16 protein-coding genes are annotated in these 17,638 nt (G+C 61.9%); 14 read left to right on the top strand and 2 right to left on the bottom strand.

What is annotated here, in order from left to right; translation table 11 throughout:
• Position 1: 1 nt before the first annotated feature.
• Genes Q0974_RS12580 through Q0974_RS12535 form a run of 10 tightly spaced genes read left to right on the top strand, consistent with a single transcriptional unit; the run spans position 2 to position 12,660 of the window.
• Complete coding sequence (locus tag Q0974_RS12580; RefSeq protein ID WP_299328083.1) at positions 2 to 643, top strand: XrtA/PEP-CTERM system exopolysaccharide export protein; 642 nt, start codon at positions 2 to 4, stop codon at positions 641 to 643.
• A gap of 46 nt (positions 644 to 689) precedes the next feature.
• A complete protein-coding gene (locus Q0974_RS12575; protein ID WP_299328081.1) occupies positions 690 to 2,246 on the top strand; it encodes an XrtA system polysaccharide chain length determinant in 1,557 nt (518 codons plus the stop codon).
• Between the two features lie 11 nt (positions 2,247 to 2,257).
• Positions 2,258 to 3,163, top strand: a complete 906-nt coding sequence (locus Q0974_RS12570; protein WP_299328079.1) for an exopolysaccharide biosynthesis protein — start codon at positions 2,258 to 2,260, stop codon at positions 3,161 to 3,163.
• A gap of 2 nt (positions 3,164 to 3,165) precedes the next feature.
• Positions 3,166 to 4,797, top strand: a complete 1,632-nt coding sequence (locus Q0974_RS12565) for a hypothetical protein (protein WP_299328077.1) — start codon at positions 3,166 to 3,168, stop codon at positions 4,795 to 4,797.
• Positions 4,798 to 4,829: 32 nt separating this feature from the next.
• Positions 4,830 to 6,044, top strand: a complete 1,215-nt coding sequence (locus tag Q0974_RS12560; RefSeq protein WP_299328075.1) for an XrtA/PEP-CTERM system-associated ATPase — start codon at positions 4,830 to 4,832, stop codon at positions 6,042 to 6,044.
• Between the two features lie 26 nt (positions 6,045 to 6,070).
• Positions 6,071 to 6,916: an XrtA system polysaccharide deacetylase gene (locus tag Q0974_RS12555; RefSeq protein WP_299328073.1), complete on the top strand. Its 846-nt coding sequence runs from the start codon at positions 6,071 to 6,073 to the stop codon at positions 6,914 to 6,916.
• Positions 6,917 to 6,924: 8 nt separating this feature from the next.
• Positions 6,925 to 7,980 carry a FemAB family XrtA/PEP-CTERM system-associated protein gene (locus tag Q0974_RS12550; RefSeq protein ID WP_299328072.1) on the top strand — a complete coding sequence of 352 codons (1,056 nt, stop codon included), beginning with the start codon at positions 6,925 to 6,927 and terminating at the stop codon, positions 7,978 to 7,980.
• Positions 7,977 to 9,218, top strand: a complete 1,242-nt coding sequence (locus Q0974_RS12545; RefSeq protein WP_299328540.1) for a TIGR03087 family PEP-CTERM/XrtA system glycosyltransferase — start codon at positions 7,977 to 7,979, stop codon at positions 9,216 to 9,218. The genes Q0974_RS12550 and Q0974_RS12545 overlap by 4 nt, the downstream gene beginning before the upstream one ends.
• Before the next feature lie 19 nt (positions 9,219 to 9,237).
• Positions 9,238 to 10,755 (top strand): exosortase A, encoded by a 1,518-nt coding sequence (gene xrtA / locus Q0974_RS12540; protein ID WP_299328070.1) that lies wholly within the window; start codon positions 9,238 to 9,240, stop codon positions 10,753 to 10,755.
• A 6-nt stretch (positions 10,756 to 10,761) separates the two neighbouring features.
• A complete protein-coding gene (locus Q0974_RS12535) occupies positions 10,762 to 12,660 on the top strand; it encodes an XrtA/PEP-CTERM system amidotransferase (RefSeq protein ID WP_299328068.1) in 1,899 nt (632 codons plus the stop codon).
• A 154-nt stretch (positions 12,661 to 12,814) separates the two neighbouring features.
• Here the strand turns inward: Q0974_RS12535 and truA are convergent, their stop codons facing one another.
• Complete coding sequence (gene truA / locus Q0974_RS12530) at positions 12,815 to 13,558, bottom strand: tRNA pseudouridine(38-40) synthase TruA (protein ID WP_299328066.1); 744 nt, start codon at positions 13,556 to 13,558, stop codon at positions 12,815 to 12,817.
• Positions 13,555 to 14,460, bottom strand: a complete 906-nt coding sequence (fmt, locus tag Q0974_RS12525) for a methionyl-tRNA formyltransferase (protein WP_299328064.1) — start codon at positions 14,458 to 14,460, stop codon at positions 13,555 to 13,557. Before fmt ends, truA begins: the two co-directional genes overlap by 4 nt.
• Positions 14,461 to 14,513: 53 nt before the next feature.
• Here fmt and recR point away from each other — a divergent pair, with 53 nt between their 5' ends.
• From recR to rmuC, 4 genes are all read left to right on the top strand, one after another.
• Entirely contained in the window at positions 14,514 to 15,110 is a 597-nt protein-coding gene (recR, locus tag Q0974_RS12520; protein WP_299328062.1) for a recombination mediator RecR, read from the top strand.
• On the top strand, positions 15,107 to 15,526 hold the full coding sequence (locus Q0974_RS12515) for a GNAT family N-acetyltransferase (protein ID WP_299328060.1): 420 nt from the start codon (positions 15,107 to 15,109) through the stop codon (positions 15,524 to 15,526). The genes recR and Q0974_RS12515 overlap by 4 nt, the downstream gene beginning before the upstream one ends.
• A 57-nt stretch (positions 15,527 to 15,583) precedes the next feature.
• Positions 15,584 to 16,114, top strand: a complete 531-nt coding sequence (def, locus tag Q0974_RS12510; RefSeq protein WP_299328058.1) for a peptide deformylase — start codon at positions 15,584 to 15,586, stop codon at positions 16,112 to 16,114.
• Between the two features lie 153 nt (positions 16,115 to 16,267).
• Positions 16,268 to 17,638, top strand: coding sequence for a DNA recombination protein RmuC (gene rmuC / locus Q0974_RS12505; RefSeq protein WP_299328056.1), 1,371 nt, complete (start codon positions 16,268 to 16,270; stop codon positions 17,636 to 17,638).

The following is a 17,638-nucleotide window of genomic DNA, read 5'->3' as shown; positions in this document are numbered from 1 at the left end:
AATGATGCGCATCAATTCCTCGAAAGCGGCCTTTTTCCTGGGTGTTTCGCTCGCCGCACTGTCCGGTTGCGCGGGCGGTTCCGGCCAGCAACTGCCGCCGGCGACCTTTGTCAGCAACAGTCAGGGACCCGGTGAACAATATGTGATCGGGCCGCTCGATCAGCTGACCGTGTTCGTCTGGCGCAATCCAGAGCTTGGTGCCGAGGTTCAGGTTCGTCCGGACGGCCGTATCACGACGCCCCTGATCGAAGACATGGTGGCCGTCGGCAAGACGCCGGCCATGCTCGCCGACGATATCTCGGTGATGCTCTCCCAATATATCACCGAGCCGCGTGTCTCCGTGATCGTCAACGAGTTCTCCGGCACCTATGCCCAGCGCATTCGGGTCATCGGCGCGACTGCAGAGCCGGCATCGATCCCGTACCGCGCTAACATGACTCTGCTTGACGCCATGATCGCCGTCGGCGGGCTTTCAGAGTTTGCTGCCGGCAATCGCGCACGCCTCGTCCGGCACGACCGGATCACCGGCGAGCAGCAGGAATATGACCTGCGCATCTCGAGCCTGCTCCGGCGCGGAGACACCAGCGCCAATGTCGACCTGCAACCGGGCGACGTGATCATCATCCCCGAAAGCATGTTCTGATCGAACGCGCCCCGGCCACTCATTCGACAAAGGCGACGACCACGGCATGAACGGAATTTACGAAGAAATCAGGATCGCGCTGCACGCGATTTGGCAACGCCGCTGGCTCGCGCTGGGCGTCGCCTGGGGCGTCGCGGTGCTGGGCTGGCTCGTGGTCGCCCTGATCCCGAACAGCTACACCTCGCAGGCGCGCATCTATGTGCAGCAGGATAGCGTTCTGACCAGCGAGATCGGTGTTTCCGAGCGCGATCAACGCGCGAATATCGAGCGTATCCGCCAGACTTTGGCCTCCACGGCCAATCTCGAACAGGTGGTTCGCCAGACCGATCTGGCACAGCAAGCGACGACCGATGAACAGGTTCGCAGCCTGGCCGGCCAGCTACGCGCCAATGTGGTCGTCGCCGCGCAGCAGGACCCGAACAGTTTCGGCCGGCCCGGCAATATGTTCGAGATCAGCGCTAGCTGGGGCTCGCCGAGTCTTGCGCAGCAGATCAACCAGCGGCTGATCGACGTGTTCGTCGAGGAAAATCTCGCCGGTTCGCGCGCCGAAGCGACGCAGTCGGTGGAATTTCTCGATCGTCAGATCGCCGAGCGCGAGGAACGGCTGCAGCAGCTCGAAGAGCGCCGCGCGAATTTCGAACGCGAGTTCAGCGGTGTTCTGCCCGGCACCGGCACGATCACCCAGCGCATGGATCAGGCGCGGTCCGAGCTACGCGATATCGAAAACGATCTCGCCGCCGCGCAAAGCTCGCTCTCGACGATACAGGCGCAGATGAACGCAACGTCTCCGACGACCCGGGTTCCGGGTTTCGGCGGCGGGCCTTCCGTAGCCGGCCCGGCGACAGCGCGTCTGAATGCATTGCAGGCGCAGCTGGCCGATGCGCGTGGCCGGGGCTGGACCGACCAGCACCCTGACGTCATCGCACTGGAATCGCAGATTGCTCGGGCACGCGCCGCGGCGCGCGGAGAGGGCGGCGGCAGCCGCTCCGGCGGCGGCGCCACGGCGTCTAACCCGCTCTATACATCGCTCAGTTCGATGTTGGCCGACCGGCAGGCGCAGGTTGCCGCGCTGACCGCGCGCCGCGACCAGATCCGCGCCGGGCTCGAGGCGATCGAGAGCCAGCGCCGGACCAATCCGGGGTCGCTGGCCGAACAGCAGCAGCTCGACCGCGATTATCTGGCGCTGCAGACCCAATATAACCAGCTCGTTGCCGATCGCGAGCGCGTCCGCCTGCGCGGCGACGTGGTCACCGAAACAGACAGCAATACTTTCCGTGTCGTCGATCCGCCCAGCATGCCGGGCGCGCCGGCGGCCCCGAACCGCCCGTTGTTGCTGATCCTCGTTCTCATTGCCGCGATTGCGATGGGGCTCGGCGCGGCGTTTGCGCAAGCCCAGCTGACGACGACCTATCCGACCGCCCGGCGCCTCGGAAACGGCACCGGTCTGCCGGTGCTTGGCGCGATCAGCGAATTTGTCAGGCCCGCCGAAGCTGAGGTCCGCCGGCAGAGCTTCCGCAAGTTTGCCGCGGCGTCGATCGCGCTCGTGGGCGTGCTGGGGCTACTGATGGTCGTCGAATTCATCCAGCGCGGCATGGCGGCATAAGGGGCAGAATAATGAACAAGCATAGCTCCATACGGTCCTCCGGCTCCTTGCTCGAACGCGCTTCGGAGAAGTTCGACTTCGCCAAAGCTTTGCGCGAAGCCGAAACCGAATATCCGGCGGAAGCACCGGCACAACATGCGCCAGCCAATGACGTCGCAACGGTGCCGATACGGCCACAGATCGGCGGCGAAACCGTCGCTATCGACCGTGTCGCGCTCGCCGAAGGCGGCTTTGCCTTGCCTGACCAGCGCCCCGGCGCGCTGGCCGAGGAATTCCGTATCGTCAAACGCCAGCTATTGCTGCGCGCGGCGGGCGAGGGCGGTGTAACTATTGAGAACGGCCGGATGATCCTCGTCTGTTCGGCGAAACCGGACGAGGGAAAGACCTTCTGTTCGGTCAATCTGGCGCTCTCCATGGCCCGCGAAACCGATCTCGATGTCGTGCTCGCCGATGGCGATCTCAACAATCCGCAGATCGCCGCGCTCATGGGCGTTGGCGACGGCCCCGGCCTCATGGACGCGGTCGAAGATCCGACCGTCGATATCGAATCTTGCCTTGTGCACACCGATATTCCCAATCTGTCGCTGCTGCGCCCCGGCAAGCGCACGGATGACGCCACCGAATTGCTGGCGGCGCCGCGCAGCGCCGATGTGTTCCGCAAGCTGCTCGCCAAGAGCCCGACCCGCGTCGCGATCTTCGATTCGCCGCCGGCGCTGTCGGCGTCGCCCGCATCTGTGCTGGCCATGCATGCGGGGCAGACGGTGATGGTCGTCAAGGCCGATACGACGACCGAAGAAGAGTTGCGCGAGGGCCTCGGCCTGTTGAGCGGCTGCGACCACATCCAGCTGCTGCTCAACAACGCCACCTTCACGCCAAACGGCAAGCGTTTCAGCAGTTACTACGGATACGGGGAATAGTCATGCGTATCTCAGCCCACCGCCGGTTCACCCACGCCGCCATCGCTGGCGTCACGGTTGTGATGCTCGGCCTGGCGTCGCAGGCCCATGCCCGCTCCGACATCTCGCCTTATGTCGAAGTTCAGCAGATCCTGGACTTCGATCTCGACGGCAATGATCCGTTCAACGATGACGTCGTAACCTATACGACGATCGCGGCAGGCGTGGACGCCGTGGTCGTATCGCGCCGCATCGAAATCGGCGCGAGCTATCGCTACGAGCGCCGGATCGGCTGGGACGATTCCATCGCGGACGATGACGTCCATAGCGGTGTTGTTCGCGCCCGCGCCAATGTCACGCGCGGCCTGAGCCTCGAAGCCGGTGCGCTGGCGGCGCGCGCGCGTACCGAAATCGGCGGCGACGGCCTCGGCTCACTGACCGGCGACAATGACAACAGCACGCAGATCTATTCGGTGTTCGGCGGCCCGACCCTGTCGACCCGCGCGGGCCCGCTCGATATCGGCGCGGCCTATCGGATCGGCTACACGCATGTCGAAGACAATTTCGCGGCGAACACCGACCCGAACCAGGCACCGGTCGATTATGTCGATCACAGCACCTACCATCTGGCGACCGCCAATATCGGCATGGCGCCCGGTGAAACGCTGCCGTTCGGATGGATCGTTTCGGGCGGTTACGAGCGCGAAGATGCGAGCCAACTCGATCAGCGCTATGAAGCCTATTATGGCCGGGTCGACGTCACGATCCCGGTGACGCCAACGCTCGCCCTGGTCGGCGGTGTCGGCTACGAGGATATCGAGATCAGCCAGCGCGACGTGCTCGTCGACGCGACCGGAAACCCCATCCTTGACGGCAATGGCCGCTTTCAGAGCGATCCCAATTCGCCGCGGCTGCTCGCCTATGATGTCGACGGCTTCATCTATGACGGTGGCATCTTGTGGCGGCCCAATCCGCGCTTCGAACTCTCCGCGCGCGTCGGCCATCGCTACGATACGACCATCTATTATGGCTATCTGACCTATCAGGCGAGCTCGTCGAGCACGCTGCAGGCCAATGTCTACAACGAAATCAGTAGCTTCGGCCGCGGGACGACCAACACGCTTGCGGGCCTGCCAACCAGCTTTACCGTGGGCCGTAACGGCTTCGGCCAGTTCAACGGCTGCGCATTCGGCGAAAACGATAATGCCGGCGGCTGTTTCGACACTGGCTTCGCGTCGCTCAACGCGGCCAATTTCCGCAGCCGCGGCGGCAGCATCGTCTGGACCGGCGGACGCGGGCCGTGGAGCTATGGCGTTGGCGCCGGTTATCAGAACCGCCGCTATCTAACGCCGACCACGGCCGCCAATTTCTCGCTGGACCGCGTAACCGACGAAGCCTTCTCGCTGCAGGCGAGCCTCGGACGCACGCTGTCGCCGAATTCGAGCATCGACGGCAATCTCTACGCCACATGGTTCGACAGCGGCATTCCGGGCGAGAGCGATGTGTTCAGCACGGGTGGTTCGGCCACCTACAGCGTCGGCCTCTATCGCGGGCTGAGCGCGCAAGCGACCGCCGGTGTATTCGCCAACGACGTGGAAGGCGAGGAGACCGACTGGCTCGGTACCCTGCTCTTCGGCGTCCGGTACGGGTTTTAGGGAGATACGCGAAAGCGTGCGAAGGAAAAGATATGTATAGCGAACATTATGGCCTGACCGGAAACCCGTTCCAGCTGACTCCGGATCCGCGTTTCTGGTTCGAGAGCGAGACGCACAAAAAGGCGATGGCCTATCTCGGCTATGGTCTGGCGCAGGGCGAGGGCTTTATCGTTATCACCGGCGATATCGGCGCGGGCAAGACCACTTTGGTCGGCCATCTGATGGCCAGCATCGATACGTCGCGGCTGACCGCGGTGCAGGTCGTTTCGACCCAGGTCGAGGGCGACGACATGCTACGGCTCGTCGCGCAACAGCTCGGGCTCAACGCGCACGGCTTTGAGAAGGCCGAACTGCTCGATCAGATCGAGCGATTCCTCCATGGCCAGGCGCGGGAAGGCAAGCGCACGCTGCTGATCGTCGACGAAGCGCAGAATCTTTCGGTATCGGCGCTCGAAGAGCTGCGCATGCTCTCCAACTTCCAGTCGGCCGGCCGGGCGCTGTTGCAGATATTCCTGCTCGGCCAGCCCGAATTTCGCGATCGGGTCCGCAAGGCGCCCAATCTGGAGCAGCTGCGCCAGCGCGTGATCGCCACCCACCATCTCGATCCGATGCATGAGAGCGAGATCGAGCCCTATATCGTGCACCGGCTCGCCATTGCGGGCTGGGAGGGCAATCCGCAGTTCACGCCGGATGCTCATGCGGCGCTCTATGCGGCCACCGATGGCGTGCCGCGCCGCCTCAACACGCTGATGGCGCGCATCATGCTGTTCGGCGCTGTTGAAGACCTTGAAGTCATCGACGCTTCTGCTGTTAATGCCGTCCTTGCCGATCTGGCCGAAGACCAGGCTCTGCAAACACAGGATGCGCCTGTCGCGAAGAAAGAACCGGAACCGGCGGCAAGCCCGGTTTTCGAAGATGCGGCCGAGGAAGAGGACGAACCGGAAGCGGAACCCGATGTCTATGCCTCGCTTGCTGCTATTAAGCCGCGTGAAAAAACCGCCACCGAGGATCGCATGCCTACGGCAATCGCCGAGCTGCCGGTAGAACCGGTCTCGGAGCAGGAAGAGTTGGAAGAAGTCGAACCGGCAACGCAGGATAGCGATAGCGATGCGCGCATCGCCGCTCTCGAAGCGCGCGTCGAGGAACAGGAAGCGGCGCTGCGCCGGGTCTTGACGCTGCTGATCCAATGGGTCGAGGAAGACGAGGACCAACGCAGCTTCGGCGTCGTCAGCGGCGACGCGGCGTAACCCGCGCGAGGAGGAAATGGCGCACAATGTTGAATGCGCTTTCGGTCGATATCGAGGACTGGTTCCAGGTCGGCGCGTTCGAGACCGTTATCGCGCGCGATGACTGGGACGCGCTGCCGCATCGCGTTGAGCGGAACAGCGACGCTGTGCTCGAACTTTTCGAGCGGGCAGGGGTCAAGGGCACCTTCTTCACGCTGGGCTGGGTCGCAGAACGCTATCCCGCGCTGATCCGGCGGATTGCCGATGCGGGCCACGAGATTGCAAGCCATGGTTGGGATCATCGTCGCGTCTTCACCATGCAACCGGAGCAATTCCGCGACGATCTGAAACAAGCCCGCGCTGCGCTCGAAGATGCCGCGGGGCAGACGGTGAGCGGGTATCGCGCGCCAAGCTTTTCCATCGATGCGCGCACGCCTTGGGCGCACGAAATTCTCGCTGACGAAGGGTATAGCTACTCGTCCAGCGTCGCGCCGGTCGTGCACGACCATTATGGCTGGCCCGAAGCGCCGCGCTTCGCCTTCGCCCCGCTTGCGGACTCGGAACTCATGGAATTACCGGTGACGACCGCGCGCTTCGGCGGACGGACGATCGCGGCGGGCGGCGGCGGATTCTTCCGGCTTCTGCCCTATCGTTTTTCGCATTGGGCGATCGGCCAGGTGAACGGAGAGGATAAGCGGCCGGCGGTCTTCTATTTTCATCCTTGGGAGATCGACCCCGATCAGCCGCGCGTCGAAAATGCGCCGCTGCGCTCGAAAGTGCGCCATTACAGCCGGCTTTCCGCAATGGAAGGCAAGCTCGAAAAGCTGCTTGGCGACTTCCAATGGGGACGTGTCGATCGCGTGGCTGAAACGCAGAGGGCAACGATCCAATGAACGCGCCGATGTCCCTCCACAAACTGAGCGTGCGCACCGCCGATCTGAACGATCCGGCCGAATGCGCGCGCATCGAATCCTATGTCCGGGAAACGGAGGGCGGAACGCCCTTTCACCTGCCGAAATGGCTGAAGGCCGTGGAGCAGGGATGCGGGCAGAAAGCCCATATGCTGCTCGGCGAGCGAGCGGGCACGTTGCGCGGCATCTTACCGCTTACCGAAATGCACTCACCGCTGTTCGGCCGCGCGCTGGTCTCTAGCGGTTTCGCCGTGGGCGGCGGTGCGCTGGTCTCTAATCCGAACAACGCCAATGCCTTGGCGGATGCGGCTTGGCAGATGGCCGAACGGCTGAGCTGTCCCGAAGTCGAATTGCGCGGCGGTGCCTTGCCCAAGGGCTGGGCGAAGCGCGAGGGCGTCTATGTCGGCTTCGAAAAGCCTCTTGCTGAGGACAAGGAGGCCGATCTCAAGGCCGTGCCGCGCAAGTTGCGCGCCGAAATTCGCAAGGGCCTCAAAAACGATCTCGAGATCGTATCGGGCACTGCCGAACGCGACCGCGCCGACCATTATGCGGTCTATGCGACGAGCGTGCGCAATCTCGGCACGCCGGTTTTCCCACGCGGCCTGTTCGACGCCATGCTCGACCATTTCGGCGACGGAGCCGACATTCTGACCGTGCGCCACAAGGACAAAGCGATATCGTCGGTCCTGAGCTTCTATTTCGAAGGCACAGTCATGCCCTTTTGGGGCGGCGGCGTCTTCGAGGCGCGGCACCTGCGCGCCAACGATGTGCTCTATTATGCACTGATAGACCATGCGCGGCAGCGCGGCTGCACGCGGTTCGATTTCGGGCGCTCGAAGGTCAAGACAGGGCCTTATAACCACAAGAAAAATTGGGGTTTCACGCCCGAACCGCTGACATATGCCGGCCGGGTGGCCGACGGCGCCGAAGCGCGCGAGATGAATCCTAACAGCCCGAAATATCGTCTGCAGGTCTCGCTCTGGCAGAAGCTGCCGCTGCCGATCGCCAACCGGATCGGCCCGTGGATCGCCAGGGGGCTGGGCTGATGGGCGACATTCTGTTCCTCGCCCACCGCATTCCCTATCCCCCGAACCGCGGCGACAAGATCCGGTCCTTCAACATCCTGAAGCATCTCTGCACGCTGGGGACCGTACATCTCGCCACATTCGCCGATGATGACGAAGATATGGGCCATGCGGAAGCATTGCGACCGATGCTTGGTTCGCTGCACATCGAAAAGCGCACCGTTTCGACACCCGTGGGCGCGGCGCAGGCGTTGATGACGGGCAAGCCGGTCTCGCTGACCATGTTCGATAGCGCGGGCATTCGCCACTTCGTGAGCGATACACTGGCAACGCAATCGATCGACGCCGTCTTCGTATTTTCCGGGCAGATGGCGCAGTTCGTGCCGGAGCTTCCGGCGGATACCCGGTTCGTCGTCGACTTCTGCGATGTCGATTCAGCGAAATTCGCCGCCTATGCCGAAAATTCGACCGGCGTGATGCGCATGATGCATGCCCGCGAGGCACGGCTGCTTTCGGCATTCGAACACTCTATCGCCCAGCGCGCTGATCATAGTCTGTTCGTCAGCGCAACCGAGGCTGCCTTGTTTCAGGACGGCGTTGGGCTCGCCGATAATCGCGTTCTGCCGCTCGAAAACGGGATCGATTGCGCATTTTTCGATCCGGCGGCCGATTTCGAGCCCGTCGAAACGCCTTCCGGAAGCCTGATCGTCTTTACGGGACAGATGGACTATCGCCCGAATATCGAGGCTGTGCAGAGTTTTGCCGATGACGCCTTCCCGTTGATCCGCGAGGAGAGACCGAACGCGCATTTCGCGATTGTCGGCCGCAATCCGACGCCGGAAGTGACGCGCCTTGCCCAGCGCGATGGCATTATCGTGACAGGCGGTGTTCCCGATATCCGCAGCTGGCTCGCCGCCGCGGATGTCATCGGCGCGCCGCTCCGGATCGCACGTGGGATCCAGAACAAGGTGCTTGAAGCCATGGCGATGGCGCGGCCAGTCGTTGCCTCACCCGCGGCATTCGAGGGTATCGACGCAAAACCCGGCGAACATCTTATAGTCGCGGAAAGCCAGGCTGAGGAAGCGGGTCTGGTGCTGGAACTGCTGAACGATCCGGTACGCGCCGATCGCGTCGGTGATTCGGCACGCAGCCATATGCTGGATCGCTATGTCTGGAAGGAAACGCTCGCACCGATCGGGCCGTTGATTGGCATGGAGCATACGCCGCAAGATCGCCCGGCGCCGGTGATGGTGAGCTGAGATGACTGCAAGCCAAGCCATGACCACCCCTGCTATGCCGAAGGCTGTCGCCGGCGCATGGCGCGTGCACCTTGCCGTGCTCGCCGCCGTGTTTGCGGCGCTCGGCATCCTGTTCCGCGCCGATATCGCCAGCATGGCAACGATCTGGTGGACCAGCGAAACCTTCAACCACTGTTTTCTGATCCTGCCGATCATTGGTTGGCTGGTCTGGCAGCGCCGCGCGGAACTGGCGCAGCTCCAGCCATCTATTTGGACGCCCGGCCTAGCCGTCGTCGCAATCGGCGCGGCGGGATGGCTGGTGGCCGAGGCGGGCAGCATCGGCGTCGGCCGCCATCTTGGTGTCGTCGTTATGCTCCAGGGCAGCGTGATTGCCATCCTCGGACGGGCCGTGACGAGGGGCCTGCTGTTTCCGCTCGGTTATGCGCTGTTTCTCGTACCGTTCGGACAGGAATTCGTACCGGCACTACAGGCAATTACCGCCGATCTGAGCATGATGCTGCTCGGCCTTTTCGGCATTCCCGCCCATATCGAGGGCGTCTTTATCACCACGCCCTTCGGCTATTTCGAAGTGGCCGAAGCCTGTTCGGGCGTGAAATTTCTGATAGCGATGGCGGCACTCGGTGCGCTGGCGGCCAATCTCTGTTTCCGCACATGGCAGAAGCGGGTGGCGTTCATGGCGCTCTGCCTTGCCGTGCCGATCGTTGCCAACGGTATCCGGGCGTTCGGGACCATCTATCTTGCGCGAATCTATGGCATCGAGTTCGCCGAGAGCGCCGACCATGTCGTTTATGGCTGGTTCTTTTTTGCATTCGTGATCGCGGTCGTATTCGCGATTGGCTGGAAATTCTTCGATCGGGAGCTGGACGATCCAGCCTTCGATCCCGCTGACATTGGAACCGACAGTGCACCGGTAAAGAGCAATGCCACAATTGCGGGCATTGCTGCTCTTGTGCTGGGCATTGCGGCGGCGCCGATGCTCTGGCTCACCGCAACCGCCGCTACCGGCACCGATGCGCCAGCCATGCGCTTGCCCGCAGTCGAAGGGTGGGAACGTACGGACGCGGCCATGCGCTATCCATGGCAAGCCACTTATTTGGGCGCTGACCGGATAGTCGAAGGCCGGTACCGGAACGCTGAGGGCCAGATCGTCGATATCGCCATCGGCTATTTCGCGAACCAGAGCGGCGGTCGCGATGTTGTCGGACGCGGCCAGGGCGGGTTGCCGCCCGAGAGCGAATGGTCGCGGATCGAGGACCTGCCGGCCCCGGAATCGGCCAGCGCCTATCGGATCGTTGCGCCGGGGCCCGTCTCGCGGATCATATTCGAGTATAGCTGGATAGGCGGCGAGTGGATATCGGGAACCCGGCAGGCCAAGCTTGAGACGATGCGGGCGCGGCTATTCGGCGGCGACCAGCGCGCCATCGGCGTCACCGTTTCGGCAGAGGGCGATGACGCGCGTGCCGTCATGCACGCATTCCTCGCCGATGCGGGCGGGGTGGAAAGCCTGGTTGACCGGGCGGTTCGCTTGGCCGACTGAGCCGCCATGTGCGGGATTGCAGGCATTTTTCACCTGGAGACGGCCAAGCCGGTCGATGAAGCGCGCGTGCGGGCGATGGCCGACAGCATGGCGCATCGCGGGCCGGACGATGCTGGCGTCTGGACGGCACAGGGCGTTGGTTTCGGGCATCGACGTCTAGCGGTCATCGACCTTGAAGACGGCGCGCAGCCCATGGCGACGCCTGACAATAAACTCGTCACCGTCTTCAACGGGATGATATACAATTATCGCGAGCTGCGCGCCGATCTGCTGGCGCTGGGCCATGAATTCCGGACCAATTGCGATACCGAAGTCATCCTGCATGCCTGGCGGCGATGGGGTCCGCTCTGCATCGAGCGGTTCCAGGGCATGTTCGCCTTTGCGCTCTATGATGAGGAAGCGAAGACGCTGTTTCTCGGCCGCGACAGGCTGGGCATCAAGCCGCTCTACTATGCCGAAGTATCGGACGGCAGCCTGATCTTCGCATCCGAGCTGAAAGGGCTCTTGGCGCATCCGCTGCTCCGCAAGCGTCCGAGCGAGACGGCCGTCGAGGATTTCATGGCGCTGGGCTATGTCCCCGACGATACCTGCATGGTCGCCGGCGTCAAAAAGCTCGCCGCCGGCCATTATCTGATGACGCGGCGCGGGCTGCCGCTCGCGGAGCCACGCCGCTATTGGGATGTCGAGTTCGCACCGCAACGTCGGAAGGCGGAAGCGGCCCAAGACGAGCTCGTCGCGCATATGACAGAAGCGGTCGGCAGCCGGTTGATAGCCGATGTGCCGCTCGGCGCATTTCTCTCGGGCGGAGTCGATAGCTCGTCCGTCGTCGCACTGATGGCGGAGCAGAGCCGAGCGGCTGTCGAAACCTGTTCGATAGGTTTCGATGAAGCGGACTACGACGAAACCGATTATGCGGACCGGGTCGCCGCGCGCTTTGCGATGAATCACCGCAAGCGCACAGTAGCCGCGGACGATTTCGCGCTGATCGATGCGCTCGTCCACGCGTTCGACGAACCGTTTGCCGATGCGAGCGCGATCCCCACCTATCGGGTCTGCGAGCTTGCCCGGGAGAAGGTGACGGTCGCGCTATCCGGCGACGGGGCGGACGAGATTTTCGCCGGTTATCGCCGTCATGTCTTTCACGCAGGGGAAGAGCGGGCCCGGAAACTCCTGCCGCACGCCATCCGGCGGCCCATATTCGGTGGGTTGGGTTCCGCCTATCCCAAGCTCGACTGGGCGCCGCGTTTCCTGCGCGCCAAATCGACTTTTCAGGGGCTCGGCATGTCGAGCGGCGAAGCCTATGCGGCCTCTGTCGGTGTTACCGGCCCGGCGCTGCGCTGGGCGCTCTACAGCGAAAAGCTGCGTTCAGCGCTTCAAGGTCACCGCGCGGAAGACCGCTATGTGCGCACCATAGAGAACGCACCCGCCGAAGACGGGCTGGCGGCGGCACAATATGCCGACCTCAAAATCTGGCTGCCGGGCGATATTCTCACAAAAGTAGACCGGATGAGCATGGCCGTCAGCCTAGAGGCGCGCGAACCGCTGCTCGATCACCGCCTTGTCGAGTTTGCAGCGACGCTGCCGCTTAAACAGCGCGTGCGCGGCGGCACCGGCAAATGGCTGCTCAAACAGGCGATGCGGCGCTATCTGCCCGAGGATATTCTCTACCGCCAGAAAATGGGCTTTGTGACGCCGATCAGTGCCTGGTTCCGTGGCGCACTGGCGAACGAGGCGGATGCTCTGATCAGCAGCACGACGCTGGCAGAAACCGAATGGTTTGACCGGCAGGCGATCAAACGGATCGTGACCGCGCATCGCAGCAGCAAGGAGGAACATGGCCGGACGATCTGGCAGCTGATGATGCTCGATCGGTCGCTGCGCCGCGTGTTCGGGATCGGGCGGTAAAGCGCATCCGACTAGCACCGAAACGTCATTGCGAGCGACCATAGGGAGCGCGGCAATCCAGAGCGGCAAGCGATAGCGCCAGCGGCTCTGGATTGCTTCGTCGACTTCGCCTCCTCGCAATGACGATAGCGCTCCGGTAAGAAACAGTTATCATTTAGTCGGCGTAATCGGCGCCGACGAAGTATAGCCCGTCCGGCGGCGCGTTGAGGCCGAGCCGGTTGCGGTCCGCCGCCTCCAGCGCATCTTTCAGATCGTCGGCCGACCAGCGCCCCATACCGACCAGCGCCAGGCAGCCGACCATGGAACGGACCTGATGGTGCAAAAAGGAGCGGGCCGCAGCGATGACGGTCACGATCTCGCCATCGCGTTCGACATTGAGCGCGGACAGCGTCTTAACCGGGCTCTCCGACTGACAATGGGCTGAGCGAAATGTCGTGAAATCATGCTTGCCGACTAGCAGCTGCGCTGCGGTATCCATCTGCGCTGCGTCCAGCGGCTGCGGAATACGCCACGCGCGGCCCTGTTCCAGCGCTAGCGGTGCGCGGCGATTAACGATGCGGTACAGGTAGCGGCGGCCGATACAATCGAACCGCGCATGCCATTCGTCGCCGACTTCCAAGCAATCGAGGATCGCAATCGCTTCGCCACGCAGTTTCGCGTTGATCGCCTCGCCAAGTCGAAACGCATCGATATCCTTTTCGATATCGACATGAGCGGCCATGGCCAGCGCATGCACGCCGGAGTCCGTCCGACCGGCGCCATAGACGAGTACGTCCTCGCCGGTAATCGCCTGACAGGCTTCCTCGATCGCCTGTTGGACGCTCGGCCCATGCGGCTGCCTCTGCCAGCCCATATAGGGCGTGCCGTCATATTCGATCGTGAGCCGAAACCGGGTCATGTGAGTGTCGTACCGGCCGGGATCGGATAGCCGCGCAGTAGGTCGGCGGCATCCATCGCGCCTTTGCCAGCCCGCTGGATACGGGTCGGGCGGATCGCCGCGGTGGCGCAGGCGATGGTGAGCGCGTTATCGAGCACCATTCCAGGATTGCCGGATCCCTCGACGATATCCGCGGACAGAACCTTGAAGCGCTCGCCGTCATGCTCGAAAAATGCGCCGGGCATCGGATTGAAGGCCCGGATCGCGCGTTCGACCTGCTCGGCAGGCTGCGAAAAGTCTAGCCGTGCCTCGGCCTTGCTGACCTTCTCCGCATAGGTGGCTTCGCTATCGTCCTGCGCTTCCGGCTCCACCCTATCGAGCGCATCCAGCGTATCGCAGATCAGCGACGCGCCGATGTCTGCCAGTTCCGCCGTCAATTCACCGGCCGTCTTGCCTTTGATAAGCGTCGCCGTGTGCGTCAGCATCGGCCCGGTATCGAGGCCGCGCTCCATCTGCATAATCGTTATCCCGGTCGCCGGATCGCCGGCGAGGATCGCACGCTGCACCGGCGCCGCACCCCGCCAGCGGGGCAGGAGCGATGCGTGGATATTAAGACAGCCATGTTTCGGCGCGTCCAAAATCGTCTGGTTGAGGATCAGGCCATAAGCGGCAACGACCGCGACATCAGCGTTGAGCGCAGCAAAGACCGCCTTTTCCTCGTCGGGCCTAAGGCTGGCGGGCGTCCGTACCTCAAGGCCCAGTTCCTCTGCCGCCTGATGTACCGCAGATTTGCGCGGCTTCTTGCCCCGTCCCGCCGGGCGCGGGGGCTGGCTGTATACCGCAACGATATCGTGCCCAGCTTTCGCCAGCGCGCGCAATGCCGACACCGCGAAATCCGGTGTGCCCATGAAAATGATCCGCATGCCGATGCTTCAACCGCTTGGCAAAGGGGAGTGCAACCCCCTAACTGCATCGCATGGCATCCGCGGAGATCGAACAGCTGACCAATGCGCTCGCCCGGCTTCCCGGGCTGGGGCCACGCTCTGCGCGCCGCGCGGTGCTTCATTTGCTCAAGAAACGCGAGGCCTCGCTGACGCCCTTGCTGCGCGCGCTGGAGACGGTCGCGGACAAGCTCGCCACGTGCAGCATCTGCGGCAATGTCGATACCAGCGACCCGTGCGGCATCTGCACGGACACGAAGCGCGATACACGCTCGCTCTGCGTGGTCGAGGAAGTCGCGGACCTCTGGGCGCTCGATCGCTCTCGCCTATTTCCGGGGCGGTTCCATGTGCTGGGCGGACGGCTTTCCGCGCTGGACGGCGTGCGGCCCGAAGACCTGCATATCGACAAACTGATCGCGCGCGTCTCCGGTGGCGAGATCGACGAGGTCGTACTGGCAATGAACGCGACGCTCGAAGGCCAGACGACGGCGCACTACCTCGCCGAGCGCCTCGAATCTCACCCGGTCCGCATCACTCAACTCGCCCATGGCCTGCCGGTCGGTGGCGAACTGGATTATCTGGACGAGGGAACGCTGGCGCAGGCGCTCAGGGCGCGGCGGCCCGTCGCTTGACGGTCAACCCCGAACCGATTGCGCCCGCCGATTTTCGCGAAGTCGCGCAGCTCTGGTACGACAGCTGGCTTTCGACCGGTGCAGAGCATGGCGAAGGCGTAACCGTTTCGCACCTTTCCGAACGGCTCGTGGATGAAGGCTGGGAGATCTTCATCGTTAGGGAAGAGTCGACGATCGTCGCGTTTCTCGCGCTAGATATTGAATCGGCCATATTGTCTCAAATCTTCGTACTACCCAGTCACCAAGGCGCAGGTATCGGCGTTTCGCTGCTCGAATTCGCCAAGACGCGCCTTCCATCCGGCATGGCACTGCGAACCAATGTGGACAATCGCGGCGCGCGCCGCTTCTACGAGCGCGAGGGCTGGTCTCTTGACCGGATAGAGAGCGGCCGCGCTTATTATCGCTGGAAACCGTGAAGAGCCGGCGAAGCCGGGTCCCTTGAAAGCGCGGGCTTTGGGTTTTATTTCCTCCCCATGGCTATTCTACCGATCGTCGAAGTTCCGGACCCGCGTCTGAAAACCGTTTCCACACCCGTGGACGCGGTGACGGACGAGACGCGAAAGCTGATCGCGGACATGTTCGAAACCATGTACGACGCGCCGGGCATCGGCCTCGCGGCGATCCAGGTCGGCGTGCCCAAGCGCATTCTCGTTATCGATCTGCAGGAAGAGGAAGACGAAGAGGGTAATCCGATCAAGGACCCGCGCGTTTTCATCAATCCCGAACTGATCGACCCGTCCGAGGAACTGCGGACCTATGAGGAAGGCTGCCTGTCGGTGCCCGACCAGTTCGCCGATATCGAGCGGCCGGACAGCGTGACCGCCCGCTGGCTCGACGAAAATGGCGAACAGCATGAAGAACGGCTCGACGGGCTGCTCGCGACCTGCCTCCAGCATGAGATGGACCATCTCGAAGGTATCGTTTTTATTGACCATCTCTCCCGCATGAAGCGCAACATGGTGCTCAAAAAGCTGGAAAAGGCACGGCGGCTGAAAGCGGCTTGACTTCGCCGTGAAATCTGTCGGCGGAGTTGGGAAAAGTCGAACCTGATCATAGCTAGGGCTTACCGCGTCAATTCCTGTACCGAGTTCGACTTGCGCTTGTGCGCTATGCGTTGGACGGCTAGATTCATGCTTCGTTCTACATAGTGGAAAGCCATGGAACCGACTTCTGTTATCGCCTTCGTGCTCATAGCCCTAGTCGTCGGTGCAGTGCTCGGTTGGCTTGCTAATGCACGAGCGGCGGTGCCTCTACGCGAAGAAAATGAACATTTACGCAGCGTTGCCGAACGGACCGATCAAGAAGGTCAAAGAAAAGTCGAAGAACTGACCCTCGATCTAAGCGAAGCTCGGCAGGAGTTGGCCGCGTTGAACGCCGCACGGCAAGAACGAGATGCGAATTTTGAGCAACAAAAAAAATCGCTTCTAGAAACAAAGGAGCTTCTTTCTGCACAATTCAGCAAAATTGGTAGCGAGCTTCTAGATCATGCTCAAAAGAAGTTCCTTTCGGGAGCAAATGAACACCTTGTGAGAGTTGGGGACGACAACAAAAAGAAGATCGAATCTTTGCTGAAACCCGTCGAAACAACCTTAAAGCGCTATGAGGAGAATCTTTCCCGGATCGAGAAAGAAAGGGAAGGCAGTTATCGAGAGCTGAGCAAAGCTGTGTCTGATCTCACTCAAGGTAATGAGATCGTTCGACGCGAAACGCAGCGTCTCGCAAACGTGATGGGTTCGAGCCCCAAAGCTAGAGGTCGTTGGGGCGAGGAACAGCTTAGAACCATTTTGATGTCGGCTGGCCTCGCGGAAAATATCGACTTTGAACTGCAAACAACCGTCAAAGATGGGGAGAAACAACTTCGACCAGATTGCATCATAAACCTTCCCGGTGACCGATGCATTATTGTCGACGTAAAATGTCCTCTTGTCGCGTTCGAACAAGCCTACGATGAAGAAGACGAAAGCCGTCGCGCAAAGCTTCTACAGCAACATGCCGATGCAATGAAGGCCTACGCCAATGATCTGGGACGCAAGGGGTATTGGCGTCAGTTCAAGCTTTCACCCGAGTTTGTTATCATGTTTGTCCCGGGGGAGCATTTCCTATCAGCTGCGGCTGAAAGGGCGCCAGAGTTGATTAGAAACGCCTTTGAAAACGGGGTGATAATTGCATCGACGATCAATATGTTGGCGTTAGCTAAGGTGATGGCCGGCATGTGGCGGCAGGAAGCCTTAGCAGAGCGTGCCGAGGAAATTGGCGAAGTAGGCAAGGAGCTTTATCGGCGCCTAAGGACGATGGGTGGACACGTTACAAAACTTGGCCGAAACATAAATCTCGCGAGTAGCGCGTACAACGATATGGTTGGCAGCTTGGAGAGCCAAGTGCTCACTCAAGCAAAGCGCTTTGAGGATCTTCAGGTCGATACAGGTGGAAAGTCAATTGAGCCGCCGTCGCATGTAGAGACTCAGATTAGGCCTTTGACAAAACTGAAGGACGATCTTGGTGAGGACACCCCTGACGCGGCCGAATAA

Origin of the sequence: Parasphingopyxis sp. (assembly GCF_028279465.1) — a bacterium.
Classification (GTDB): domain Bacteria; phylum Pseudomonadota; class Alphaproteobacteria; order Sphingomonadales; family Sphingomonadaceae; genus Parasphingopyxis.
This window is presented reverse-complemented; position numbering and strand designations above follow the sequence as displayed.